23 protein-coding genes are annotated in these 22,634 nt (G+C 50.3%); 5 read left to right on the top strand and 18 right to left on the bottom strand.

The features are described from left to right. Window positions 1-10: 10 nt before the first annotated feature. The 4 genes from KI362_RS01150 to KI362_RS01135 form a co-directional block, all read right to left on the bottom strand. Window positions 11-232 (bottom strand): hypothetical protein, encoded by a 222-nt coding sequence (locus KI362_RS01150; protein WP_044479388.1) that lies wholly within the window; start codon window positions 230-232, stop codon window positions 11-13. Then, window positions 229-1,455 (bottom strand): Ger(x)C family spore germination protein, encoded by a 1,227-nt coding sequence (locus tag KI362_RS01145; RefSeq protein WP_301624252.1) that lies wholly within the window; start codon window positions 1,453-1,455, stop codon window positions 229-231. The genes KI362_RS01150 and KI362_RS01145 overlap by 4 nt, the downstream gene beginning before the upstream one ends. Window positions 1,456-1,470: 15 nt before the next feature. Further along, the gene (locus tag KI362_RS01140; RefSeq protein WP_301624250.1) at window positions 1,471-2,934 is read right to left on the bottom strand and encodes a spore germination protein; all 1,464 of its coding nucleotides are present in this window, start codon (window positions 2,932-2,934) and stop codon (window positions 1,471-1,473) included. A gap of 154 nt (window positions 2,935-3,088) precedes the next feature. Further along, window positions 3,089-3,829 carry a GTP pyrophosphokinase gene (locus KI362_RS01135; RefSeq protein WP_301624249.1) on the bottom strand — a complete coding sequence of 247 codons (741 nt, stop codon included), beginning with the start codon at window positions 3,827-3,829 and terminating at the stop codon, window positions 3,089-3,091. 158 nt (window positions 3,830-3,987) lie between these two features. Between KI362_RS01135 and ald the strand changes: the two genes are divergently transcribed. Further along, window positions 3,988-5,115: an alanine dehydrogenase gene (gene ald / locus KI362_RS01130; protein ID WP_301624247.1), complete on the top strand. Its 1,128-nt coding sequence runs from the start codon at window positions 3,988-3,990 to the stop codon at window positions 5,113-5,115. Between the two features lie 84 nt (window positions 5,116-5,199). Here the strand turns inward: ald and KI362_RS01125 are convergent, their stop codons facing one another. After that, entirely contained in the window at window positions 5,200-5,865 is a 666-nt protein-coding gene (locus tag KI362_RS01125; protein ID WP_212938304.1) for a bifunctional 2-keto-4-hydroxyglutarate aldolase/2-keto-3-deoxy-6-phosphogluconate aldolase, read from the bottom strand. Between the two features lie 287 nt (window positions 5,866-6,152). On the opposite strand from KI362_RS01125, the gene kduI reads away from it, so the two are divergent. From kduI to kduD, 3 genes are read left to right on the top strand one after another with little or no spacing between them, the layout of a single operon-like run. Continuing rightward, a complete protein-coding gene (gene kduI / locus KI362_RS01120) occupies window positions 6,153-6,986 on the top strand; it encodes a 5-dehydro-4-deoxy-D-glucuronate isomerase (RefSeq protein ID WP_301624244.1) in 834 nt (277 codons plus the stop codon). A 40-nt stretch (window positions 6,987-7,026) separates the two neighbouring features. Continuing rightward, the gene (locus tag KI362_RS01115; protein WP_212938302.1) at window positions 7,027-7,773 is read left to right on the top strand and encodes a DeoR/GlpR family DNA-binding transcription regulator; all 747 of its coding nucleotides are present in this window, start codon (window positions 7,027-7,029) and stop codon (window positions 7,771-7,773) included. Window positions 7,774-7,815: 42 nt separating this feature from the next. Beyond that, the gene (gene kduD, locus KI362_RS01110; RefSeq protein ID WP_301624241.1) at window positions 7,816-8,568 is read left to right on the top strand and encodes a 2-dehydro-3-deoxy-D-gluconate 5-dehydrogenase KduD; all 753 of its coding nucleotides are present in this window, start codon (window positions 7,816-7,818) and stop codon (window positions 8,566-8,568) included. A gap of 79 nt (window positions 8,569-8,647) precedes the next feature. On the opposite strand, the gene KI362_RS01105 is transcribed toward kduD, so the two are convergent. The 4 genes from KI362_RS01105 to KI362_RS01090 all read right to left on the bottom strand — a co-directional run bounded on the left by KI362_RS01105 (window position 8,648) and on the right by KI362_RS01090 (window position 14,416). Beyond that, the gene (locus KI362_RS01105) at window positions 8,648-9,457 is read right to left on the bottom strand and encodes an ABC transporter permease (RefSeq protein WP_249412865.1); all 810 of its coding nucleotides are present in this window, start codon (window positions 9,455-9,457) and stop codon (window positions 8,648-8,650) included. 4 nt (window positions 9,458-9,461) lie between these two features. Further along, complete coding sequence (locus tag KI362_RS01100; RefSeq protein WP_374705605.1) at window positions 9,462-10,274, bottom strand: ABC transporter permease; 813 nt, start codon at window positions 10,272-10,274, stop codon at window positions 9,462-9,464. Beyond that, window positions 10,271-11,329, bottom strand: a complete 1,059-nt coding sequence (locus tag KI362_RS01095; RefSeq protein WP_301624235.1) for an ABC transporter ATP-binding protein — start codon at window positions 11,327-11,329, stop codon at window positions 10,271-10,273. Before KI362_RS01095 ends, KI362_RS01100 begins: the two co-directional genes overlap by 4 nt. A 1,053-nt stretch (window positions 11,330-12,382) precedes the next feature. Next, window positions 12,383-14,416, bottom strand: a complete 2,034-nt coding sequence (locus tag KI362_RS01090) for a methyl-accepting chemotaxis protein (protein ID WP_301624233.1) — start codon at window positions 14,414-14,416, stop codon at window positions 12,383-12,385. 248 nt (window positions 14,417-14,664) lie between these two features. Between KI362_RS01090 and KI362_RS01085 the strand changes: the two genes are divergently transcribed. Then, window positions 14,665-15,588, top strand: coding sequence for a serine hydrolase domain-containing protein (locus tag KI362_RS01085; protein ID WP_301624231.1), 924 nt, complete (start codon window positions 14,665-14,667; stop codon window positions 15,586-15,588). Between the two features lie 107 nt (window positions 15,589-15,695). Here the strand turns inward: KI362_RS01085 and rnjA are convergent, their stop codons facing one another. The 9 genes from rnjA to aroE all read right to left on the bottom strand — a co-directional run bounded on the left by rnjA (window position 15,696) and on the right by aroE (window position 22,623). Continuing rightward, the gene (gene rnjA, locus KI362_RS01080; protein ID WP_301624229.1) at window positions 15,696-17,414 is read right to left on the bottom strand and encodes a ribonuclease J1; all 1,719 of its coding nucleotides are present in this window, start codon (window positions 17,412-17,414) and stop codon (window positions 15,696-15,698) included. A gap of 52 nt (window positions 17,415-17,466) precedes the next feature. Further along, on the bottom strand, window positions 17,467-18,117 hold the full coding sequence (locus KI362_RS01075) for an SGNH/GDSL hydrolase family protein (RefSeq protein WP_081671708.1): 651 nt from the start codon (window positions 18,115-18,117) through the stop codon (window positions 17,467-17,469). A 20-nt stretch (window positions 18,118-18,137) separates the two neighbouring features. Then, window positions 18,138-18,911: a class I SAM-dependent DNA methyltransferase gene (locus tag KI362_RS01070; RefSeq protein ID WP_301624638.1), complete on the bottom strand. Its 774-nt coding sequence runs from the start codon at window positions 18,909-18,911 to the stop codon at window positions 18,138-18,140. Window positions 18,912-18,952: 41 nt separating this feature from the next. Then, the gene (locus KI362_RS01065) at window positions 18,953-19,861 is read right to left on the bottom strand and encodes a CvfB family protein (RefSeq protein ID WP_044479414.1); all 909 of its coding nucleotides are present in this window, start codon (window positions 19,859-19,861) and stop codon (window positions 18,953-18,955) included. Further along, on the bottom strand, window positions 19,858-20,205 hold the full coding sequence (rsfS, locus tag KI362_RS01060; protein ID WP_301624225.1) for a ribosome silencing factor: 348 nt from the start codon (window positions 20,203-20,205) through the stop codon (window positions 19,858-19,860). Before rsfS ends, KI362_RS01065 begins: the two co-directional genes overlap by 4 nt. Before the next feature lie 24 nt (window positions 20,206-20,229). Then, window positions 20,230-20,814 carry a bis(5'-nucleosyl)-tetraphosphatase (symmetrical) YqeK gene (yqeK, locus tag KI362_RS01055; protein WP_301624223.1) on the bottom strand — a complete coding sequence of 195 codons (585 nt, stop codon included), beginning with the start codon at window positions 20,812-20,814 and terminating at the stop codon, window positions 20,230-20,232. Further along, complete coding sequence (locus tag KI362_RS01050; RefSeq protein ID WP_212938290.1) at window positions 20,798-21,391, bottom strand: nicotinate-nucleotide adenylyltransferase; 594 nt, start codon at window positions 21,389-21,391, stop codon at window positions 20,798-20,800. Before KI362_RS01050 ends, yqeK begins: the two co-directional genes overlap by 17 nt. 73 nt (window positions 21,392-21,464) lie before the next feature. Beyond that, window positions 21,465-21,755 carry a ribosome assembly RNA-binding protein YhbY gene (gene yhbY / locus KI362_RS01045; protein ID WP_044479419.1) on the bottom strand — a complete coding sequence of 97 codons (291 nt, stop codon included), beginning with the start codon at window positions 21,753-21,755 and terminating at the stop codon, window positions 21,465-21,467. 25 nt (window positions 21,756-21,780) lie between these two features. Continuing rightward, window positions 21,781-22,623 carry a shikimate dehydrogenase gene (gene aroE / locus KI362_RS01040; protein ID WP_301624220.1) on the bottom strand — a complete coding sequence of 281 codons (843 nt, stop codon included), beginning with the start codon at window positions 22,621-22,623 and terminating at the stop codon, window positions 21,781-21,783. Between the last annotated feature and the right edge of the window lie 11 nt (window positions 22,624-22,634).

The raw sequence follows: 22,634 nt of genomic DNA, 5'->3' as shown, positions 1-22,634 counted from the left end.
CCCCCATATATTAGCCAAGCCAGCGGCTTAATGGCCAGGTTGCCGCTCGAATCCAGTCCAAGGGCCGAATCACGGGATATCCCCTCCATTCCGCTAACAGAACGCCAAATGTCATCATCCATAGCAAGGTAAAGACGATACGATCCCTTCGCAATGCCCGTTTTTTGAGTTGCAATCCCTCTTTAATGAGGGTGTATACCATAACTAGCAGCAATATAATATTCCAGTTCATTGTTCGTTCATCTCCCGCTTTACAGGTTGAACAATAGAGCCAATCCTTCTAACAGCCACTTTTGATTTCACGGTGATTTTGCATTGTTTAAATTGCTCATCCCAATGGTCTCTCAGCTTCTTCCACAGCTTGGGATACTTCCGGTGAAGCGCCTCGCCGAAGCCGAATACGTCGGTTCCGTATTTCTCCTGAATAATTCGGAGATCCCGCGTGACATAGCTGTCCACCTTTTGCTCAATTTTCCGGTTGATCCATTCAACCGTGTCAGATTTTTGCAGGTCCACTGTGCTTTGTACCGAATTCAGGTCTGTCTCCATCGTCATCTTAACGGTAAACTCGGGGACATTGTCTTCTCCCAGCTTCACTTTAATATCGCTCTCCGTTCTCCTCACCTCAAAACCAACGATCCCCCCCTCAGGCCCCTCAATATATCCGGAGGTGGTATTGACCTCATTCAGCGCATAGTTAGTGCTCTTGCTTAACGGCTCCCCCAACCAACCGACCAACCGGTCACGATTGAATACCGCAAGACCCACGTGCTTTAGAAGCGTCATCGGCACCACTCTTTTTTTATTTTCATGCGATTCCCCTTCCTTCTTGTTCCCCACGACTTGTACACCGGGCAGCACCGGATTGGAGCCTCGTCTCTCCATCTGGGTAATAAATTGCTGCAGGGTCACCCTGCCGGTAACCGCCCATTTCTTCTCGGACAAGAGGATCGAGGAATAGAGCGAATTGGCCGGAATGTTCTCGAAGGAGGTGACCACGTCAAGAATTTCTGATGCCTTGCCGCCTTTGCTCACAAGCATGAAAAAATCGGTGCGAAGCTGCTGGTTTCTTGAGAGAAAGTCCAGTGCGTCGCTTACCCCTGAGCGGGCCAGGCTCTCGCCGAAGATGAGCACCCTGATATGGGAAAGGTAAGGAACCCGGGGCGCGACGCTTAACATGCGCTGCAGCGCTTCCGGAATCGTCTTGCCGGACGTTCTGTAAGTTATCACCGGCGCTCCGTCGGATGACCCGCCTTCTGACTTCCCAACCTCGCTTGACTTCATGACCTGAATGGACACCTCATAATCGGAATCGTCATAATCGATGCCCATTGCCATGACGATCGCCAGCTCGTTTAGTTCCTTTTTACTCCAGCAGCCTGGAAGAATGGCCAGAAGTATAACCAGTAATAGAAGGAAGCTGATATGACTAACTTTTTGCTTTGTACATAACATAAGCCTTCCCCGCTTTTAGTTTTCTCTGAAGTGCTTTTTGACCATGCGCTGGGATAACCGCAATAGGGTATCCTTCTGGCTGTTGCGTTTTAAGGGGGCCAGTGAACTCATATAGGGAACGCCCAGCGATTGAAGGCTGCATAAATGGAGTGCGATAATGATGAGCGAGATCATGATCCCGTACAGTCCGAAGGAGGCTGCAATGGCCATCAGGAGAAACCGCAGAATCCGGACTGAAATCCCCAGATTGAACGCAGGCAGCGCAAAGTTGGCGATTGCTGTAATAGCCACTACGATTACCATGGCCGCAGATACCAGCCCGGCATCTACCGCAGCTTGTCCGATAACCAGCGTTCCAACGATGGATACGGATTGACCGATGGATTTGGGCAGTCTGATTCCCGCTTCACGCAGAATCTCAAAGGTAATCTCCATAATCAGGGCTTCCACAAAGGCCGGAAAAGGAACCCCCTCGCGCTGTCCGATCAAGCTGATCAGCAAATTGGTAGGGATCATTTCCTGATGAAAGGTAGTGATTGCGATATAAAAAGAAGGGGTCAATAAAGCCAGCACAAAACAAAAGTATCTTAGCAGACGAACCAGACTGGCAAAATCCGCACGCTGATAGTAGTCCTCGCTGGATTGAAAGGCTTGGACAAACAGGGACGGGACAATTAACACAAATGGGGTCCCTTCCATAAGAATGGCAACCCTTCCCTCCAGAATAGCCGATGCGATCACATCCGGACGCTCTGAATTGAATATCGTGGGAAAGGGACTGTAGCGTCGATCCTGAATCATTTCCTCGATATAGCTGCTCTCCAGCACACTGGGCAATTGGATCTGATCGAGTCGGGTACGCAGCTCACTAAGCACTTCCTCATCGGCCATTCCCTCCATATACATGATGGCGATACTTGTTCTTGTCTGCTCACCCAAGCGACGCTGCTCTATTCTAACCATCGGGCTTTGAATGCGTCTTCTGACCAAAGCGGTATTATTTCTAAGCGATTCCGTGAAGCCTTCCCGCGGTCCTCTGACGACGGACTGGGAGCTAGCCTCCTCCACGCCCCGCTGATTCAAGCTTTCCGTTCCTACAAGCAGGCATATGGAATGTCCTTCGACAAAAATGATCGAGCCTCCGGCGAGCAAGGCGCTAATCAGCTCCGTATAATGATCCGTATCTCTTACCCTTCCCATCGCAATCCCCTGCTTCTTGAGTCTTTCATACGCCTGCTCCGGCGATTCCTCTTTGGAAGAAGCCGCAACGTCTACATTCTCCAGCATGCCGTCAATAAGAGATTTGGGATCGGCCATGCCCTCCACATATACGAGCAGCACCGAATTATTTCCATATACAATATCCCTGTAAATAATGTCCGGGCTGTCGCCAAGCCGGTGCTTGAGCGTCTCAATGAATGGAGTGCGATTCTCGTGAATATGTTCTTGCTCCGGTCCGGAAAGCTCTACTCGATTCATACAACCAACCTCCTCCAATACACCCTTAATATCCCTTTTACTAGGCAAATTATTCTTGCTGCCTCCTGCTGATCGAATTCGGTTCAAATCCCGCACAAAAGAAAAACAGCCTTATCCTCATGGGGAGGACAAAGCTGTAATGTTCAGGCCTATTCTATTCATCCGTCAGCAGCTGCATGAATCCTGCCGGAAGCGCAAACTGCTGATTATTGATCATAATCCGGCGGAGCTCGTCGAAATCGCTGTCTCCGTTGGCATCCTTAATATCTTTAATCTCCCGGTGCAGCCGCTCCATTTGAAGATCAAGCGAATTCGCTGCTTCCGCCGCATTCTTCAGTTCATTCAGCAGCCGCTCCGGAATCGCCTGACTGTACTTATAGAAGATTTTATGCTCCAGGCTAGCCCAGAAATCCATCGCAATCGTCCGAATTTGTATCTCCACGCAGACATGCTCACAACAGTCGGACATAAAGACCGGCACCTCAACCAACATATGAAGGCTGCGATATCCGTTGGGCTTAGGATGCTTGATATAATCTTTGATCTCCAAGACCTTCAGATCGTCCTGGTTCGCCAGCATATCCTTGACCGCATAGATATCCGAGATGAAGGAACAGGTTATTCTTAACCCGGCAATATCCTTGATATTATCACGAATTCCGTCGATCGAAAATTCATGATCCTTCCGGAGCATCTTGTTCATAATACTCTCCGGAGACTTAATACGGGACTTGGTGTGCTCGATCGGGCTGTAATCATGCAAAGACTGGAACTCTTCCTTCAAAATATCAATTTTGGTCTCGATTTCATCGAGCGCAAATTTGTATACCAGCAAGAAGCGGGTCAGATCATACTTCATCTTTTTTAATTGTTCGATTGGAAATAATGCATTCATAGTCCAATTTCTCCTTTTGTCAGCTTACCGTTATGCCACATTTAAATTATAGTCGATTCAGCCAGGTCAATTCAATTTTCCTGTGCTGCCCCTATTCCTGATAACCTCAGAAGGATATACTTGTAGTAATGTAAATGATAGGAGAAGGAGGAGACATCATGATTATCGGTGTGCCGAAAGAAATTAAAAATAACGAAAATCGGGTCGCCCTGACCCCTTCGGGAGTATCCTTGCTGACGAATGAGGGGCATCAGGTGTATATTGAGCGTCATGCAGGGGCTGGCAGCGGATTTAGTGATGAGGAATACATTCATGCAGGAGCCGGTATTCTGGAGGTTGCGGGAGAGGTCTGGGCAAAGTCCGATCTGATCATGAAGGTAAAGGAACCGCAGCCGGAGGAATATCCTATGTTGCGCGAGGGTCTGATCCTGTTCACTTATCTGCATCTGGCTGCTGAGCCGGCATTAGCGGAAGTGTTGCGGGAAAAGGGAGTCATCGCTATCGCATACGAAACGGTGGAGATGAATCATGCTCTGCCTCTGTTAATACCGATGAGCGAGGTAGCCGGCCGGATGTCTGTACAGATCGGGGCACAGTTCCTGGAGAAGCCCTATGGCGGTAAAGGAATCCTGCTCGGCGGCGTTCCCGGCGTCAAGCGCGGGAGGGTTACGATCATCGGAGGCGGCGTGGTCGGCATGAATGCTGCAAAAATTGCAGCCGGTCTCGGCGCAGAGGTCACCATTCTGGATCTGGATCCATTGCGTCTTCGCCAACTGGAGGAGCAGTTTGGCGCTTCTGTCCAGACCATGATGTCTAACCCGCAATCCATAGATGAATGTGTGCGGCGCAGCGATCTCGTCATTGGAGCGGTATTAATTCCTGGTGCGAAAGCACCGAAGCTCGTTCGCGAGGAGACCGTTAAAGCCATGGTGCCCGGATCGGTTATTATTGATGTGGCTATTGACCAGGGCGGTATATTCGAGACAATTGACCGCGTCACGCTGCACTCCGACCCGACCTATGTGAAGCATGGGGTTGTTCACTACGCAGTAGCCAACATGCCTGGTGCGGTTCCAAGAACATCGACTATGGCTCTGGTGAATGCTACGGCGCCCTATGCGCTCGAGATCGCAAATAAAGGCGTTCTCGCGGCAATTGCCGGCAACCTGGCCCTGCGCAAAGGGGTAAATGTGGCAGGCGGAGCCGTGACCCACCCTTCTGTTGCCCATGATCTTAATTACACGTATGTACCGGTCGAACAAGCTTTGAAGCTTCCCCCTGTGTAAACACAAAAAAATGGCGCTTGCCTGCAGGGTGCGATTCGCGGAAATTCACGAATTCACCCTGCAGATAAGCGCTTTTTATTGTCATTATTTCGCTTTGGCCTGCAGGTAGGCTTGCTTGTATTGTGCCGATTTCTGGCTGATCAAGCTGTAATCCTGCTTCTTAAGCGCTTCACTTGTCAAGTCCGAACCAATTCCGACAGCTACAGCCCCTGCCTTGATCCACTCCGCTAAATTGTCTAGGGACACTCCGCCAGTCGGCATGACGTTTGCCTGTGGCAGCGGCCCTTTAATGGCTTTGATCATCGAGGGATCATACAGATTACCCGGGAAGAGCTTGACGATATCTACTCCCCATTCCAAGGCTTCCTGGATATCCCGAATGGTCATACAGCCAGGCATCACAGGAATTCGGTAGCGGTTGCATAGCTGAACCGTCTCTTTATTCAAGGATGGGCCAACCACAAACTGGGCTCCGGCGAGAATTGCCGCTCGTGCCGTTTCCGGATCCAGTACGGTTCCCACTCCAATGATAGCATACTGCTCCGGTGAGCTTGCATCCCATGCATATTTTTGCGAAAGAGTCTCAATAGCTTTGAGTGCATAAGGCACCGTCATAGTAATTTCAATAACCTTGATTCCCCCTGCGATAGCCTGCTCGGCCATTTCCACGACCTGCTCCGGCGTATCTCCGCGAAGTACAGCAACAACGCCTTCTTCTACGATTTTTTGAACCAATTGCAGCTTTTTCATTTGCGTCTCTCCCCATTTTGATCTTATACGGAATATCGATTCTACTTTCTCCTACACATAATAAACCTAAATGAACTTTTTTGATAGACCTGAATTTGAGTGAAATGATTATACGACGGGGGCAACACGCAAAGTAATCTTTCGATCGCTGCCGTTCATCCAAGCTCTCTCTTCAATTCAACTTGCAGGCCAGAATTTAAAGCTTGCAAATTCACTAATCATGACATAATATAAACCTAAATGAACAATATGAACATAAACGAACCTAAAAGGAGCGATTGAATCTCATGGAACGACGCTATGCATCCCACCCAAGCCAAGTCAAGCAATTTGACACTGAGCGCCTTCGGCAGGAGTTTCATATTCCGAAGCTGTTCACCCCTGATGCGTTGGAGCTTGTTCTCACGCATGAGGATCGAATGATCATCGGCGGCGCAGCCCCCGTGAACTCGGATGTGAAGCTCGAGACCGACCTCAAGGAACTCGGGGTCGAGTACTTTCTAGAGCGCCGGGAGCTTGGGGTAATCAACGTTGGCGGCCCTGGCATCATTCTCGTCGACGGCACGGCCTACGATCTGGAACGGAAGGACTGCCTGTACATTGGAATGGGCTCCAAAGAAGTTATTTTCCGCAGCAAAGAGGCTGCCAATCCGGCTAAGTTTTACCTCAACTCGGCTCCGGCGCACAAGGAATTCCCGACTGCCAAGACAACGCTCGCCGAAGCGGAATCCGGGGCGATGGGCTCGATTGAGAATTCGAATGAGCGAACGATCCATCGTTTTATTCACGAGAGCGGAATTCAGAGCTCACAATTGGTCATGGGTATGACCCAATTGAAATCAGGCAGCATGTGGAATACAATGCCGGCCCATGTGCATCCGCGCCGAATGGAAGCCTATATGTACTTTGATCTTCCCGAGGACGCTATAGTCATTCACTTGATGGGGGAGCCGAGCGAGACCCGGCACATCGTCATGCGGAACGAGGAAGCGGTAATTTCACCAAGCTGGTCCATTCATAGCGGCGCGGGCACCAACAACTATACTTTTATCTGGAGTATGGCTGGAGATAATAAAAAGTACGCGGATATGGACGCGGTTTCTATGAAAGCTTTAAAATAGAACCGAATGTCATTCTAGAACGGAAGAGTTGAGGTACACGATGAGTTCAATACGACGATACGAGAAAATTATGGAGGTTCTGCTGACGAAAAAGGAAGTCACCGTGGCAGAGCTCAGCGACAAGCTTGGTGTCACCGGCAAAACCATCCGCGAGGATCTGACGCGATTAGAGGAGCAAGGCCTTATTGCCAGAGTACACGGCGGTGCAGTTCTTGCGCAAAGCGATCAGCTTGGCATCCTGTCTTCCAAGGCACCTGTCATCAAGCATGCTGCGGAGAAGGCAAGTATTGCCGCGAAGGTGATTCAGGAAATCCTGCCTCACGATATTATCGCGCTGGACGGCGGCAGCACTACGCTGGAGATTGCCCGGCATCTGGAGAATCAGCCGCTAACCGTCATCACGAATGATGTGTACATCATCAGCGAGTTAGCCTCCAAGGATATGATCCGTCTCGTCGTACCCGGCGGACATCGCGTCCGGAATATGCTCGCCGGTCCGGAAGCCAGCTCATACATCAAGCAACTGAATATCCAAAAGGCTTATATATCCGCAACCGGTATTCATCCCCAGCACGGCCTGTCCATCTATACCGGTGAATTGATCGAATTTAAGCGCGCGCTGATAGAGACCGCCCGAGAGGTGATTGCTGTCATTAACCATCATAAATTCGGACAAACAGCGCTGCGCACCTTTGCTGCATTGGATGAATTAACCCGCATTATCACAGATGATCTGCCGAACGATATCGCCAAGCCTTATAAAGATGCAGGCGTGGTTATCGTGTAACGATTGCTGACTTATCATATTTATAATCGAGGAGTGAACGGAATGAATTTATTTGATCTTTCAGGAAAAACCGCCTTGGTCACCGGAGCTGCCAGCGGACTGGGACAAGGAATTTCAATTGCACTGGCCGAAGCGGGGGCCGATGTGGTATGTGCTTCTCTCGGCTCCAGTCAGGAAACTGTAGACCGAGTTAACGCATTGGGAAGAAAAGCGTTGTCTATCGAAGTGGATCTTAGCGACCACGACCAACTGCAAAGCACCTTTGACCAAGCGCTTGCCCTGACCGGGAAAGTGGATATCCTGGTGAACAACGCCGGCATTATCCGACGTGCACCAGCGAAGGATCACGCGGCTAAAGATTGGTTCGATGTGATCGACATTAATCTGAATACCGTCTTCCTGCTATCACAGATTGCCGGAAGACATATGCTGAAACGGGGCAGCGGAAAAATTATCAACATCTGCTCCATGCTGTCCTATCAAGGCGGCATCAATGTGCCAGGATACACAGCCTCCAAGCACGGTGTTGCCGGGCTCACTCGTGCCTTCGCCAATGAATGGGCTTCGGGCGGAGTTCAGATTAATGCGATTGCGCCGGGATACATGGCTACTGACAATACCGCACCGATCCGTGCCGACGAGAACCGCACCGCCTCGATTACCGACCGGATTCCGGCAGGGCGCTGGGGAACACCTGATGACCTGAAGGGACCTGCGATTTTCCTGGCTTCCTCGGCCGCCGACTATTTGAATGGGCATATCCTCTGCGTTGACGGCGGATGGATGGCTAGATAAAAATAATTGCACTCCATAAGATCAGCCCCCGGAAATAGACTTCTTCCGGGGGCTATTTTATACGATGATCACTGTTTAATTAATTCCCTGCGCTTTCATATTTTCCGAGACCGATCCGCAGCAAGCCGAGCGACAGCCAAACAGCACAGACGGCTACAAGCGGCCCGAGCCATCCCCACCAGCTCCATGGCTCCTTGCCGAACAATACGGCCGCCGGGAAGAAGCTGACAAAAGCAAAGGGAACAACAATGGAAATAAAGAGCTGAAGCCCGAGCGAAAAGATGGTAATCGGATATTTGGCGAACTCGCCTAAATTGTGAATCATGATCGGAAAGGCATTTCCGCTGCTTCGGATCCAGAAGGAGGAACAATTTGCAGCCAGATTGATAGCAATACGGATCGTAATCGCCGAGACAAATAACAGGATTGCCATCAGAACCGTCGACAGATTCCAATCCATCTGCACATGGCTTAGGGATATTCCGATAATCGTCCCGCCGATCAATATATTTCCGATCCCGTTCATTCCGATTCCCGTACAGAATATTTGCAGTACGATCGGAACAGGCCGAACAAGGTAGCGGTCCAATTCTCCTAAATTGACCAGCCGCAGCATCCGCCAAGTCCCCTCAAAAAACAAGGAGCCTACCCCCTCAGAGACATATATGGCCGCATACATAAAGGCAACCTCCCACAAGCCCCATCCTTGAATATCCGGAATTCTGGAGAATACCACCCACAGAAATAAAAATCCGGTTATCTGGGTCAAAGCAGCGGCTCCGATCATGATGTAGAAATCAGCGGAATATTCCAGCATCGCTTTTAGCTGTTGGCTATAAAGACGCCAATATAAATACAGAATTCGGCGCGGCGTATTTCTAATCTCCATCCCACTAACCTCCATGAATCGTGATTTGCCGTACAGCCCGGGACCATAGCCACCTGCCTAGCAGCCAGAGGAGGATAATCCAGACCCATTGCACGCCAATCATCTGCCAGGCTTCCGCTCTTCCCGTCATGCCTAGCGCAATTCGGACCGGTGTATTAACAATTCCCTGAAAAGGAAGCGCCATCGCCAGCGACTCCAGCCACCCCGGAAAGAACGTCAACGGTACAAGCGCGCCGGATAACAGATTCGTGATGGAGGTTCGGGCCCAATAGATGCCAAAGCTGCTCGTCGTCCAGAAGCAGAGCAAGGCGGACATATATACGATGCAAAATTTCACAAAAATAGACGACAGCATGCTGATTCCAAACTGGAGCATACCCACTCCGTCCTGCGGCAGTGAGATCCCGAGCGTAAACACAGCTGCGGTGCCGATCAAGATGCAGCTTAGCAGACCTTCCAGCACACAAGAGCCCAGTGTCTCTGCGAGCCGGGCCTTCTGAAACTGGATCGGACGAAGCAAATCCATCATGACGCTGCCATCAATGATTTTCCCGGAAATACTGGATTCAGAATAATAGGACAGCATGGAATTTACGAAAAAGGTCACGAGCAGATAGGCCTGCATTTGTTCCCACGTAAACCCGGATAGCTGATCTCGGCCGGTATACACCGCCTGCCACAGACAATACATTGCGATAAGTCCGATAAAGCTGGCTAGAAAATTCAATATAAAAGATAGTCTGTAAGCAAGCGTATTCTGCATGGAGCAGAGGGCCAAAGTAATGTACTTCTTGAAAGATGCCACAGACACCCTCATTCCCTCCCCTTCCCCGCTTCCGACAACGCTGCAGAATCTAATTGTCCTTCATATACACGGGTAATGATCTCCTCAATGCTCGGCTCATCGATTCTGAAATCGACAACCTCTCCGTGATTCATGACCCGCTTCACAATCTCGCTTGCCGTACAACGAAAACGGTCGAACTTGATGGACAATGAAGGAACACTGTCTCCTTCTTTTTCATCGCCAGCGCTGCTTTCAACCGCCACTTCAGGCATATCGGCAAACAGCTCCTCCGCCCCAACGATCGGCGCACTGAGCTGAGTATGTATGGTTCGTTCCCTGGCAAAGGCGTCCTTCACCTTCTGCAACTTGCCGTCGTAGATAATCCGGCCTTGATCAATAATGACCAGCCGTTCACACAGATTCTCGATATCCCCCAAATCATGCGTGGTCAGCATCATAGTTGTGCCTTTGTCCCGGTTCATTTCCTTGATAAAATCGCGAATCCGGTGCTTGACCGCCACATCCAGCCCGATCGTCGGTTCATCGAGATAGACAATCTTCGGATCATGAAGCAATGCGGCCGCCAGATCGGCACGCATCCTCTGCCCCAAGGACAGCTTGCGCGCCGATAGATGAAGGAAGGACTCCATTCCTAACAGCTCGGTAAATCCATCCAGATTTTTCTTGAATACAGCCGGAGGAACCTGATAAATATCCCTCAATAAAGTCAAAGATTCACGTACCGGAATGTCCCACCACAGCTGGGTACGCTGTCCGAATACCGCACCGATATGCTGGGCATTCTCCATCCTCTGCTTGTGCGGAACCCGGCCATCTACGAGAATCTCTCCGCCTGAAGGGACAAGTACTCCGCAGAGCATCTTGATTGTCGTTGATTTCCCCGCTCCATTGGGACCAACGTAGGCTACCGTCTCCCCTTCCTCAATCGTCAAATCAATTCCCTCTACCGCATATTTCTCCCGATACTGTTGTGTTAACAAATGCTTGATCGCCCCACCTAATCCAGGGTCCTTGACTGCTTGCTTGAATACCTTTTTCAGCCCGCGTGCCTCGATGATACTCACTCGTTTCGTGCCTCCCAACCTTCCAATATCTTACTACTATATAGCAAAATATCTCGTCTTCCTACCCTTTAAATTAGAGAACAAATTAGGGAACAATTTAGGAAACAGCAAAAAGCCGACCAATGATTCTGCGTGCCGCAGGTAACGTGTGAAGTGTGCTTACGATCGCAGTTATTCGCGATGTTTCACAACATGACGACGGTTTGTAGACCCCATGCAAATACGGATCACACCGATACAGTGAAAAAGTTACTCTAAATTTAGGTGAAATGGTGGAAATGCGGATATAGTGAAATTCTTTCGCTTAAAAGTGGCTATACCGTGGATTTAACTAGATACTGGCGATCTAAGGTAAGTTTTTTCACTAAATGTGGGTTCGAGCGCCGAATGAAGAATTTAAGGTAAGAAATTTCACTGGAGCATAACCGGAATGAACTGAACAAGTGGGATGAGTAAAGCTCGGAGCAAGACTGGAATACCCAGTCGGTTACGAAGTTCCGTGTTCCGCGTAAGCCCGAAGCCACGTACAACTGGGCGCAACTTCAGGCGCCAGTGTTCCATTGGGCTGTGCGTAAAGTGAATCGCGCAGGTTCCCATTCGTGATGCCTAGCCTAAGGCGAGGCTGGCAGCAAGGGGAAGCTGGTAGAAGGCTATTGGCGCTCGGAGTATGCTGCTGCATGCTGCAGACGACAAGCGGCAAGTTCAATGCAGTGCAGTTTACGGCGAAGCCAAGTGCACTGCATTTCAGTTAAACTGCAAAGGCGAGGTTGTCAGGGCATAAGTGTGAAGTGTGCTGAAGAAGCGGAGCGTTCGCCTTTGTGAGCGGATTTCTCCCTTGTTAGAACTTAGTCCAATCATAGAAATCCGCGAACAACAGCGATCGTAAGCACACATCACACGTTGCCCCCTAATTCGCCCTCCAATGTTTAACTGTCCTTTGCTTTGCACACTCCCCTGCCAAGAAATTCTGTGCCGCGCTAGTCTCTGAACACAAACAGGGCCCTACCGCCGGATCAAGTCCTTTGGGAGAGCCCCTTTGATAGAATTTCCTAATTAAAGTGTAAACTTGGACATCAGCTGCTCCATCTCCCGAGCACTGTTCAGCGTCTCTTTGGCTTTGGCAGCCTCTATTAAGGTTTTTTCCACAATATCCGAGTTCTTCTCGGCAATGTCCTGTACCCCGGCAGCGCCTTCATTCATGGTAGCGGCCACTTCGTTGACAGCAGTGGAAATACCCGATACGGTCGAATGCAATTGAGAGGCAGAGGTATCAAACTCGCTCATCAGTTCATCGATGGTGTCCGCGTCCTGGCTATATTGCACACTGACATCTCCCAGCTTGCGAAAATCGTTCAGTACACTATCATTAATGAACGCCAGCATAGCTTCAGATTGAGTCTTCATCTCACTGACGGAGGAAGTCACATTTTCAACAATATCCTTAATGCCTGAAGCAGTATGAGAGGATTGCTCCGCCAGCTTTCGAATCTCGCCAGCAACCACGGAGAAGCCCTTTCCGGCTTCGCCTGCTCTAGCCGCTTCTATAGCCGCATTCAGTGCCAGCAGATTCGTCTGGCCCGTAATGGCTAAAATTGTAGCTGCAAGCTGGTCAATCTCCTGGATTGCTGCCGACTGCTGAATCGCATGCTCCATTTTATGTCTGACTTCCCCATACATTTGTTCAGTTCTTTCCGACGATTCCATGGCATCCTTCCGCAGATGCTGGGCACGCTCCGTAATTTGCCCCGAAACCTCGACACCCTTTCTAACCTGATCTGCAATGGAGCTTACATTAGAGTTAATTTCCTGAATTGCTGCAGTCATTTCCTCCGAAGCGGCTGCCGTCTCTTGCATCCCTGCCGACAGCTGCTCCGTTGTTGCCGCGTTATCATGGGCATTTTCCCGGACATCCGTAGACAATTGCTCCAGTGCTACAGTATTATTTACGACTTTAGAGGAGATTTCAGAGAGACCTCCAACGGTCTCTCGCAAGACGTCACGGGTTTTTAGCGTTGCTGCCGCCATCAAGCTGATTTCATCCTTGCCCTTGGCAAGACGGTCATAGCCGTCCAATCTCTTCAGATCGAGATCCGCTGTCTTATCAATCAAGCTCGTCAGCCTGATAATCGGAATGGAAATCCCGCGTGCAATCAAGCCTGCCGCAATAATGGTAACTACAAGGCTGATTGCTCCTATGATCCAAATAAACTGAATCATCCTATTAACCGGAGCGACAATATCCTGCTCATCTCCCGTCAAGACCAGGGTCCACCCAGTTTCAGGTATCGTGGTGTAGTATGCGGATTTTTCCACACCATCCAGTATGTAATCATAATGACTTGGGGCAACCTGTTCTCCGGCAGCTAATTTGCTTACCACTTCTACGATTTTTTCAACCTGCGTCACTGTACCAATTCGGGCCGGGTCCGGATGAAAGATAAGTGTTCCCGTCTCATCCGCCAGATAGGCATAAGAAGATTCCGCACTCAGCACAGTTGAATTGGCCAGATAATGGACCATGCTGTCGCTGCGGACGGCAGAGGCAACAAATCCGATCATTTGACCATCTACCTTTACCGGCTCTACAAAGGCTACCACAAAAGCGCCCGTAGATTTGGATTGCAGCGTTTCACTGATCACAGATTGTTGAGTTTCTACCACCTTCTTAAAGTAACTCCGTTCACTAAAATCAGTACCGATCAACGCAACATCACTGTCTGCGATCCCAATACCATTCATATTCCCTACGAAAATATGTTCCAGGTTCCCCGCTTCTTCCACCCATTCCTGAAGCTTAGTATTGAGGTTATTTAATAACTCCTGATTCTCGCTTGCCCCTGTTCCTCCTGAGGATTGCAGCAGTTGGGTAATGTCGCGATAATCCGCAACCATTTTAAGAAAATTGGATTCCTTGGAAATCAAAGCGCGGATCGTCTCAATTTTCCCCTCCGCCATTTGTCGCATAGCTGTTTGCGATAGCTGATTAATCTCATCCGTGGACTTGTTTCTCGTGAAAAAGACCATCAGCAAGGTTGAGAACATAGTAACTGCGATAATGACAATAGTTAATTTGGCCTGAATTTTCATTTCATTTCCCTTCCTTCTTAAAAATGCTATATTTTCGATTCATTCTTCTACCGCTTTAATATGACCTTAGTCACATATAATATCGGAATAAAAGGGGACTAATTGTATAGTTTTCGATAAAAAAGACGAATGTTGTCGAAGAAAGTAATTAGTATGAAATTTTCAAAATGTATGCTGGTATTTTTCATTTATGGGACTTCCGAGCCCTTATGATACAATGATTTCAATGAAAGAAAGGATGTTGCAGCATGGATCTGTCATCAATTTCTGCGGCCGTCGTACCGCTTCATTTAAGGAGCTGTCTCATTTACCGTCAAGAAAAGCTAATTTTCGAGCATTATCGACATCAACAAGTCGAATATGAACTAACCAAAATCAACTCGTGCACGAAGAGCTTTCTTTCTGCGCTAATCTGTATTGCCATGGATCAAGGACTCTTTCCTCCGCCCGATACTAAGCTTAGCGAATGTGTTCCGATGCTGGACAAGGAAAAGGACGACTGGAGAAAAGACATTACCCTCCGGCATCTGTTAACAATGTCTGGCGGTTGGAGATGGAAGGAATTTGGCGGCATCAACTCCTTCCCGCAGATGACTCGCTCACAGGACTGGGTGGCTTTCGCTCTGGAGCAGCCTATGGCTACTCCACCAGGCGAGGTGATGGAGTACAATTCCGGAAGCTCTCAAATTCTGTCCCAACTGCTTGTCCAGGCGATCGGCGGCTCCCTGGTTTCATTTGCCGAGACCTATTTATTTGGCCCCCTCGGGATCAACGATTATCACTGGGAGCAAGATCCTCAGGGCATTCATACGGGAGGTTTCGGGCTGTCTCTCCGTCCGGCCGATCTGCTGAATTTCGGGCGGCTCTACTTGCAGCAAGGGCAATGGGAGAACCGGCAATTAATCTCTTCCGAGCTAGCGGTCCATTCCGTTCAGCCTGCTATCCGAGTTACAGCTCCCTGGAGCGGCTCTTATGCCTGGCATTGGTGGTGCGACAGTTTCGAGGGGGACGGGAAGCCATCCTTCGATTATTTCTACGCGCGCGGGTATGGAGGACAATTCATTTATGTCATTCCCAGCCTGGAAACGGTTGTTGTGCTCACCGATGACCGCAGGAAAAGAGAACGTCCGCCAGTCGATGTGTTCCCGCGGTTGATTGCCCCGCATCTTTAACGCTCATTCCGTATTCTTACCGCTTTTATGCGACAAAACACAAAAAAGGAGCTGGATCGGAGAGTCCGTCTTAATGACTTTCCGATCAGCCCCTGAACCATTCCATGCTATTTAACTTCCAAAATTGAAGGCATGATATGAGGCGCACGCCCCACTTCCTTCATGAAGTATTTTCTCATACTCTTATGCACCGAACGGAGCCATACCGCTTTATCAAAGGCTTGCTTCTCAGCCATCTTGGCCAGATTCCGCTTCAGCACCGTCTCCGCCCTCCGCAGCAGCGGACGGGCATCCTGCATGTAGACAAAGCCGCGGGTCACGATATCCGGACCGGCCAGAATCTGTCCGGTTTTACCGTCCACCGTCATCACAACGATCACAATACCTTCTTGCGACAGCTCCAGGCGTTCCTCAACCAATTGTTCCTCTTGGGCGCGCATTTCGCCATTGCTCACAAATACTTCGCCCGACGGAATCGTACGGCCGCGCTTGGCCCGGTTCCGGTAGATCGAGACGGTCTCGCCAAGGTTGAGCAGAAATACCCGATCCTCGGTCAAGCCAGTCTGGATCGCGAGATCCTTGTGTCTGAGCAGCATCCGGTACTCCCCATGAATCGGAATGAAGTACTTCGGACGGATAAAGCTCAGCATCAGCTTCAAGTCTTCTCGATTGCCATGACCGGATGTATGAATGTCAAAGATCGAACCGTAAATAACATTCGCATCCGCACGCATCAAAGTGTCAATTACGCGGTTAACGTTTTGACCGTTGCCCGGAATCGGGGAGGACGAGAAGATCACCGTATCGCCCGGATAAATCTGCACCGTGCGATGGGCGCCTGAGGCTATCCGGCTGAGCGCGGCATTGGGTTCGCCTTGGCTGCCGGTACAGACGATCAGGATCTGCCGGTCCTCGTACCGGTCGATGTGCTTCACATCAATCAGCATCCCGTCCGGAATCCGGATATATCCCAGGTCCTGCCCGATGGAGAAGGCCTTGTCCATGCTTCGGCCGATGACCACGATTTTGCGATTGCACAGAATAGCCGCATCAACTACCTGTTGCAGCCGATGGACATTCGAAGCAAAAGTGGCAAACAGGATTCGTCCTTCGCATTGACGGAACGTTTCGAGAATCGAAGTACCGACCTTGCGCTCGGAGGGAGTAAATCCCTCCTTCTCACTGTTCGTACTGTCTGCCAGCAGCGCCAGCACGCCCTCCCCGCCGACCGCAGCCATCTTGAACAGATCAGCCGGCCGGTCCTCCGGTGTAAAGTCGAACTTGAAGTCTCCCGTATGCACTACAGCACCATATGGAGTATCAATCACGATTCCGAAGGCATCGGGAATGCTATGGGTTGTTCGGAAGAAATGAACGGCCAGATGCTGAAATTGAAAACGGTCGCTCTCTTCGTACACATGGAGCTTGACCTCGCCAAGCATTCGATATTCCTCCAGCTTGGCTTTTACAAGTCCAATCGTTAACGGTCCTCCGTATACCGGCACGGACAATTGACGAAGCACAAATGGCAGGGCCCCGATATGATCCTCATGGCCATGAGTCAGAAACAAGCCCTTAATTTTATGACGATTTTCAATCAAATAAGTAATATCAGGAATGATGTAATCAATGCCCGTCAATCGGGACTCCGGAAATTTGAGTCCGGCATCGATAATAATGATTTCATTCTTGTATTCCACACCATACATATTTTTCCCGATTTCCCCCAGCCCACCCAGGGAATACACCCGTACTGGCGGCGGAGAAGAATTGGAACGCCGATTATTTTTGGCAACTTGGGTTGGTTTTTCAGTAGCTTCATTCATGATTCATATAATCTCCTCTGGGAAAAATACAGGCTTAACAAAGTGTCCGACATTATTTCAAAAGTCCATGCTGATCAGCAACCGACATCCAACGCTCCGCAATCAAATGATGCCCTGCCGCAGTGGGGTGTACCCCGTCCCACAACCAATAAGCAGGCTCTTTCTGCTTGGCTGCCTCATTGAATCGATCCTGAAGCGGCACGTGCACAGCATTAAACTGCTCGGCAAGCTCACGTGTAATGCGTTGATAGCGGCCAAGGAGTGCCTGCCACTCCTCCCACTTGTCCGCCGTAGCGCCAACGGGAAGAATAAACGGCTCGCATAGCATCAGACGGGTCCTCGGCAGCACCTCAGCCGTCTCCGCAAGCAAATGCATATAAGCACGCTCGAATCTGTCCGTAGCGCCGCTTGGCTCGCCAGCCATGATTCTCCAGGCATCATTCACTCCGATCAGAATGCTGAGGACCTCGGGCTGCAGACTGATGGCATCCTCATTCCAGCGCGCATACAGATCGGATACCCGATCCCCGCTGACACCGCGATTGACAAAGCTCAAATTCCGCTCGGGATATTTTCCTCCAAGCATGCCTGCAATAATATAAGCGTACCCATGCCCTAAAATATGATTCAAATCCTGCCCACGATCCCGATTCCCATCGGTAATCGAATCTCCTTGAAACAAAATCAGCCGGTTTTGTGACATCACAATCCACCTCAACAGTTTTATTTCACAGCAACAAAGAACAGCCTTGCGGCATCCTCAATCGGCGCATTCCAGCTAAAGTCGCCATGGCAGGATACGCTTTTGAATCCGCATTGAAGCAGCATCTTCCTCATCCATTCGGGATCATACGCACGCTGGATATGCGTCTCTTCAAATCTTCGGTAGAGGCCGGCTCCCGCTTCTTCTTCTCTTGCAAAAATCGTCAGGTGATGCTCGATCTCATTCCTTTCATCATTCCGTTCACAGGTCCATATGTAAGCCAAGGAGGGCTCATCCCAAATAAAGGGCTGTTCTTCCTCATAGCTGCGCAGCGTGTCCGGATGATGCACGTCAAAGATAAACGTTCCGCCAGGCTTGAGCGCATTCCAGGTAGCTTGAAAAGTACGGATAATATCTTCTTCCTCAAGCAAATAGTTCATACAATCACAGAAGGAAATGACCGCATCCACCGGCTCAGGCAGGGTCCATGACGTCATATCCTGCCGGGTCAATTGCAAGCTCCCCTCATGAAACAGCCTTGCTCCCTGTGAAGAACGCTCCAGCTTTTGACGGGCAACAGCCAGCATATCCTCCGACAGGTCAAGTCCAGTTACCTGGTAACCGGCCACTGCGAGCGGAATGGCAATACTGCCGGTTCCGCAGCCAAGATCCACCACCGTCCTGGGGCTGCTCGTCTCTGACCACGCATGCTCGGCAAAGGCAATCCATTCCGGATACGGCATGTCCTCCATCAATTCATCGTATACATAAGCAAATTTTCGGTATGCAACCATCGTTCCTTCACCGCTTTCCAGCATACGCCGCAGTGGGCTGCTTACTCTGCTTCGTGATTCTCTTTATCCTTCAAGGCACCTGCAAGATAGGTCCAGTTCTCGCTCTGCGTAACCTTGCCTTCCTTCATCAGCTTGCCTAAAGCCCGTTTAAAGGCAGACTTGCTGATTCCGAACCGCTGCTTGATCAAGTCCGGAGCTGTAGCATCAGAATAAGGCATTCCTCCGCCGGGACGGCTTTCCAGATAGCTGAGAATCCGTTCGGCGTCCTCTCCCATTCCAATTTCTTTGCGGGCGGCCATCGACAGGTTGACCCGTCCGTCCTCGCGAACAAATGCGACTCGAACCTTCACTTGCTCACCAAGCCGCAGCAGTCTCGGGCGTTCCGATGCATGAACCATCCCAATTGCTCCAAAGCCGAGCACGCCTCCGTCCACAATGACAAAGGTACCCATTTGCAGCGGCTTATACACGATGGCTTCCTTCCATTCATCCTTCCAGGATTCAGGCGCATGGAAACAGAGTGGTGCCAGCTCCTGCTCCCCGGCCAATTTGGCCCGCAGCCGTCCTTGCTTGTCATGCTCCATGATAACATACACCCGGTCGCCTACCTTGGGATGCAGTTCCCTCAGCTCGGGCAGTTCACGGATCGGCAGCAAAAGCTGCCGTCCGAGCCCCATCTCAAGGAAGCAGCCCAGACGGGGATGAACATCAGCCACTTCCAGAAGGGCCAGCTCGCCCAGCGTCAGGAAGGGCTTCTTCATCGTCGCCGCAAGCCGATCCTCTGTGTCATAGAATAAAAATACCTCTACCGTATCTCCGGGCTTTACTTCGCGGGTCAGCTCCGAATAATGCAGCAGCACATCCTGTGTTCCTCCGCTGAGGAAGTAACCGTAAGGAGATACTTCTCTGGATACAGGGAGTGAAAGAACCGTACCGGCAATCAGGCTCATACGTTCTCCACGACTTTAGCGTCCGACCACAGACGCTCAATATTGTAATACTCGCGCTCATCGCGATGGAATACATGGACTACGACGTCTCCAAGATCCATCAGAACCCAACGGGCAGAATTCAGCCCTTCGATTCCGCGAATTGTTGCACCGGCCTCCTGTGCCTGTTTACGAATCTCCGTTACAATCGCCTGAACTTGTGTGTCTGAATTCCCGTGGCAGATTACGAAATAATCCGCAATCAGGGATACCCCCTTCAGATCGAGGGTCACAAGATTCATCGCTTTCTTGTCTTCTGCAGCCGCGACTGCAATACGCAGCAATTCATTAGGTGCTACTGCCATTCATTCAACCTCCTGAAAATAGTATTATCGTTCTTTCTGTTCATTCAACTCACGGATCAGGCTATTTCGCGCGATTACCGTTAGCGGAAATATGATCTTCCCTTGCTGTAAGAGAAAAGAAATCGTGGAATCAAAGCCGCAAATCAACGCCTTCTCCAGATTATGCTCAGCCAGCTCCCGGATCTGGTCTACGCCCGGGAAGTTGCGGCCAGGCTCGATATAATCCGCCAGACAGACGATTTTATCCAGCAGTGTCATCTGCTCTCTGCCTGACGTATGGTAGCGAACAGCATTGAGAACTTCCTCATCCTGAATTCCGTATTCTTGCTCCGCGACATACGCTCCGATCTCCGCATGAAGCAATTGCCGGTCATACTGAAGCAATTCGGGCTGCAGCCCATGCTCGAGCATAACCGCTTCCTGCCGCTCCATCGGCCAAAATTTGGCCAGGTCATGCAGCAAGGCTGCCAAATCCGCCTTTTCCGGATTGGCCCCATAACGCTTTGCAAGAGATACGGAGGTTGCCATGACACCCTCGACATGTCTCCAGCGTTTTTCCGGCATTTGGCCGGAAACCATAGTGATCAGTTGTTCACGCGAGTACTTCATACAATCTGCTCCCCATGATATATTCATATACCGGCTCAGGCACCATATAGCGTACGGTGAGTCCGCGGGAGATTCGGGACCGGATCAGACTCGAGGAAATATCAACCAGCGGCATATCCGCAAGCATTACAGCATCCCGGATCAGCGGCGGAAGTGTATCCAGCTCCAGGAAGCTTCCGGGACGCTGGAGGCCGATGAACCGGAGCATGCCCACCAATTCTTCAATCCCTTCCCACTTGGGCAAGTAATTCACCATATCTGCGCCGATGATAAAATAGAGCTCCAGATCAGCATGCTCGGAGCGAAGCGCGCGGATGGTATCTACCGTATAGGATACCCCGCCCCGGCGCAGCTCAATATCAAGCGGCTTGAAAGCGGGATGACTATGCGTTGCAGCCTTAACCATCTCCAGCCGTTGCTCTCCGCTGCCGCCCGCCTGATGCTTGTGCGGCGGAATATGCGAAGGCATGAACCAGACTTCCTCCAGTCCATATTTCTCCCGTGCTGCCTCGGCTGCCAACAGGTGTCCGATATGGATCGGGTCAAAGGCTCCGCCCATAATACCGATTTTCTTCATATCTCAACTTCCCCTTCCCTGTTAAGCGAGTTCAGAAAGTCGGCTCTCAGCTGACTTTTTGAATGAACTTCTGTTAAGGGAGCTCGATCTGCTTATAATCCCGGGACTCCTTGTACAATACAATCGTTCTGCCGATCAGCTGGACCAGCTCTGCTTCCGCTCCTTCTGCCAATTCTTCCGCAATCCCCTTCGGATCATCAAGATTGTTATTCAGAATTGAGACTTTAATCAGTTCCCGGCGTTCCAGCGCTTCGGAAATGTGGCGGATGATCTGCTCGTTCGTTCCTCCCTTGCCGACCTGAAAGATCGGTTGAAGATGATGAGCAAGGCTCCGTAAATACCGTTTTTGTTTTCCGCTAAGCATGTAGTTCATAACCCCTTAATATTGTTTAATGGTGTTCTTTATTTAATTCACCGGCAACTGCAGCTCGCATCTCGGCGACCGGCGCACTGGCTTTTGTCCATAATTCAAAGGCATAAGCACCTTGATAGATAAACATGCCCAGTCCGTTGTGAATCCGGCAGTTCTTTCGCTTCGCCTCCGTAAGCAATACGGTCTCCAGCGGATTGTAAATCAAGTCGCTGACGATGATCCCGGAAGGCAGCCAATCCGGTTGAACAGGGATATCCTCGATATGCGGATACATCCCTACTGTAGTTGTATTAATAATAATGTCTGCTGTTTCCAGGGCACTGCGGACATTATGATATGCACAGGCTGACAGGCTTCCTAGATGTCCCCATTCTGATACCAGTCCCTGAGCCGTCGCCTCCGTCCGGTTTGCGATGGTGAGGCATTTAGGCTTCTCCTGCAACAGCGCATAAATGATAGCGCGGGAAGCGCCGCCCGCTCCAAGCACAACGATGTTTGCTCCGTTCAGCTTGGCTCCCGTCTCTTCCTTTAACGAGCGCAGATACCCGATTCCATCGGTATTGTAACCGATTAGTCTGCCGTCTTCATGCACTATTGTATTGACAGCGCCAATTGCAGCCGCTGCCGGATCAATCTCGTCAAGATAATCCATCACCCGGATCTTATGCGGCACCGTTACATTTACCCCATGAAACCCGAGCGCCCGAATTCCCTGAATAGCCCTCTCCAATTGATCTGCCTTCACATGTAGCGGGACATAATTTCCAGGGAGACCTGCGGCATGAAGAGCAGCCTGATGCATAACCGGCGATTTGGACTGAATCACAGGATCCCCCATCACTCCAAGCAATAGATTCATGGTTACTCTCC

Source organism: Paenibacillus apis, assembly GCF_018333295.1.
GTDB lineage: Bacteria > Bacillota > Bacilli > Paenibacillales > Paenibacillaceae > Fontibacillus > Fontibacillus antibioticophila.
This window is presented reverse-complemented; position numbering and strand designations above follow the sequence as displayed.

Excerpts from the sequence above, each read along its gene's own strand:
- KI362_RS01070 (WP_301624638.1), bottom strand. The coding sequence starts at position 18,911 with ATGGTTGCATACCGAAAATTTGCTTATGTATACGATGAATTGATGGAG.
- KI362_RS01140 (WP_301624250.1), bottom strand. The coding sequence starts at position 2,934 with ATGAATCGAGTAGAGCTTTCCGGACCGGAGCAAGAACATATTCACGAG.
- ald (WP_301624247.1), top strand. The coding sequence starts at position 3,988 with ATGATTATCGGTGTGCCGAAAGAAATTAAAAATAACGAAAATCGGGTC.
- aroE (WP_301624220.1), bottom strand. The coding sequence starts at position 22,623 with ATGAATCTATTGCTTGGAGTGATGGGGGATCCTGTGATTCAGTCCAAA.
- KI362_RS01135 (WP_301624249.1), bottom strand. The coding sequence starts at position 3,829 with ATGAATGCATTATTTCCAATCGAACAATTAAAAAAGATGAAGTATGAT.
- KI362_RS01145 (WP_301624252.1), bottom strand. The coding sequence starts at position 1,455 with ATGTTATGTACAAAGCAAAAAGTTAGTCATATCAGCTTCCTTCTATTA.
- KI362_RS01105 (WP_249412865.1), bottom strand. The coding sequence starts at position 9,457 with ATGGAGATTAGAAATACGCCGCGCCGAATTCTGTATTTATATTGGCGT.
- KI362_RS01085 (WP_301624231.1), top strand. The coding sequence starts at position 14,665 with ATGGATCTGTCATCAATTTCTGCGGCCGTCGTACCGCTTCATTTAAGG.
- KI362_RS01065 (WP_044479414.1), bottom strand. The coding sequence starts at position 19,861 with ATGAGCCTGATTGCCGGTACGGTTCTTTCACTCCCTGTATCCAGAGAA.
- KI362_RS01050 (WP_212938290.1), bottom strand. The coding sequence starts at position 21,391 with ATGAAGAAAATCGGTATTATGGGCGGAGCCTTTGACCCGATCCATATC.
- KI362_RS01115 (WP_212938302.1), top strand. The coding sequence starts at position 7,027 with ATGAGTTCAATACGACGATACGAGAAAATTATGGAGGTTCTGCTGACG.
- KI362_RS01090 (WP_301624233.1), bottom strand. The coding sequence starts at position 14,416 with ATGAAAATTCAGGCCAAATTAACTATTGTCATTATCGCAGTTACTATG.
- rnjA (WP_301624229.1), bottom strand. The coding sequence starts at position 17,414 with ATGAATGAAGCTACTGAAAAACCAACCCAAGTTGCCAAAAATAATCGG.
- yqeK (WP_301624223.1), bottom strand. The coding sequence starts at position 20,814 with ATGAAGTACTCGCGTGAACAACTGATCACTATGGTTTCCGGCCAAATG.
- KI362_RS01075 (WP_081671708.1), bottom strand. The coding sequence starts at position 18,117 with ATGTCACAAAACCGGCTGATTTTGTTTCAAGGAGATTCGATTACCGAT.
- yhbY (WP_044479419.1), bottom strand. The coding sequence starts at position 21,755 with ATGCTTAGCGGAAAACAAAAACGGTATTTACGGAGCCTTGCTCATCAT.
- KI362_RS01150 (WP_044479388.1), bottom strand. The coding sequence starts at position 232 with ATGAACTGGAATATTATATTGCTGCTAGTTATGGTATACACCCTCATT.
- kduI (WP_301624244.1), top strand. The coding sequence starts at position 6,153 with ATGGAACGACGCTATGCATCCCACCCAAGCCAAGTCAAGCAATTTGAC.
- KI362_RS01100 (WP_374705605.1), bottom strand. The coding sequence starts at position 10,274 with ATGAGGGTGTCTGTGGCATCTTTCAAGAAGTACATTACTTTGGCCCTC.
- kduD (WP_301624241.1), top strand. The coding sequence starts at position 7,816 with ATGAATTTATTTGATCTTTCAGGAAAAACCGCCTTGGTCACCGGAGCT.
- KI362_RS01125 (WP_212938304.1), bottom strand. The coding sequence starts at position 5,865 with ATGAAAAAGCTGCAATTGGTTCAAAAAATCGTAGAAGAAGGCGTTGTT.
- rsfS (WP_301624225.1), bottom strand. The coding sequence starts at position 20,205 with ATGGCAGTAGCACCTAATGAATTGCTGCGTATTGCAGTCGCGGCTGCA.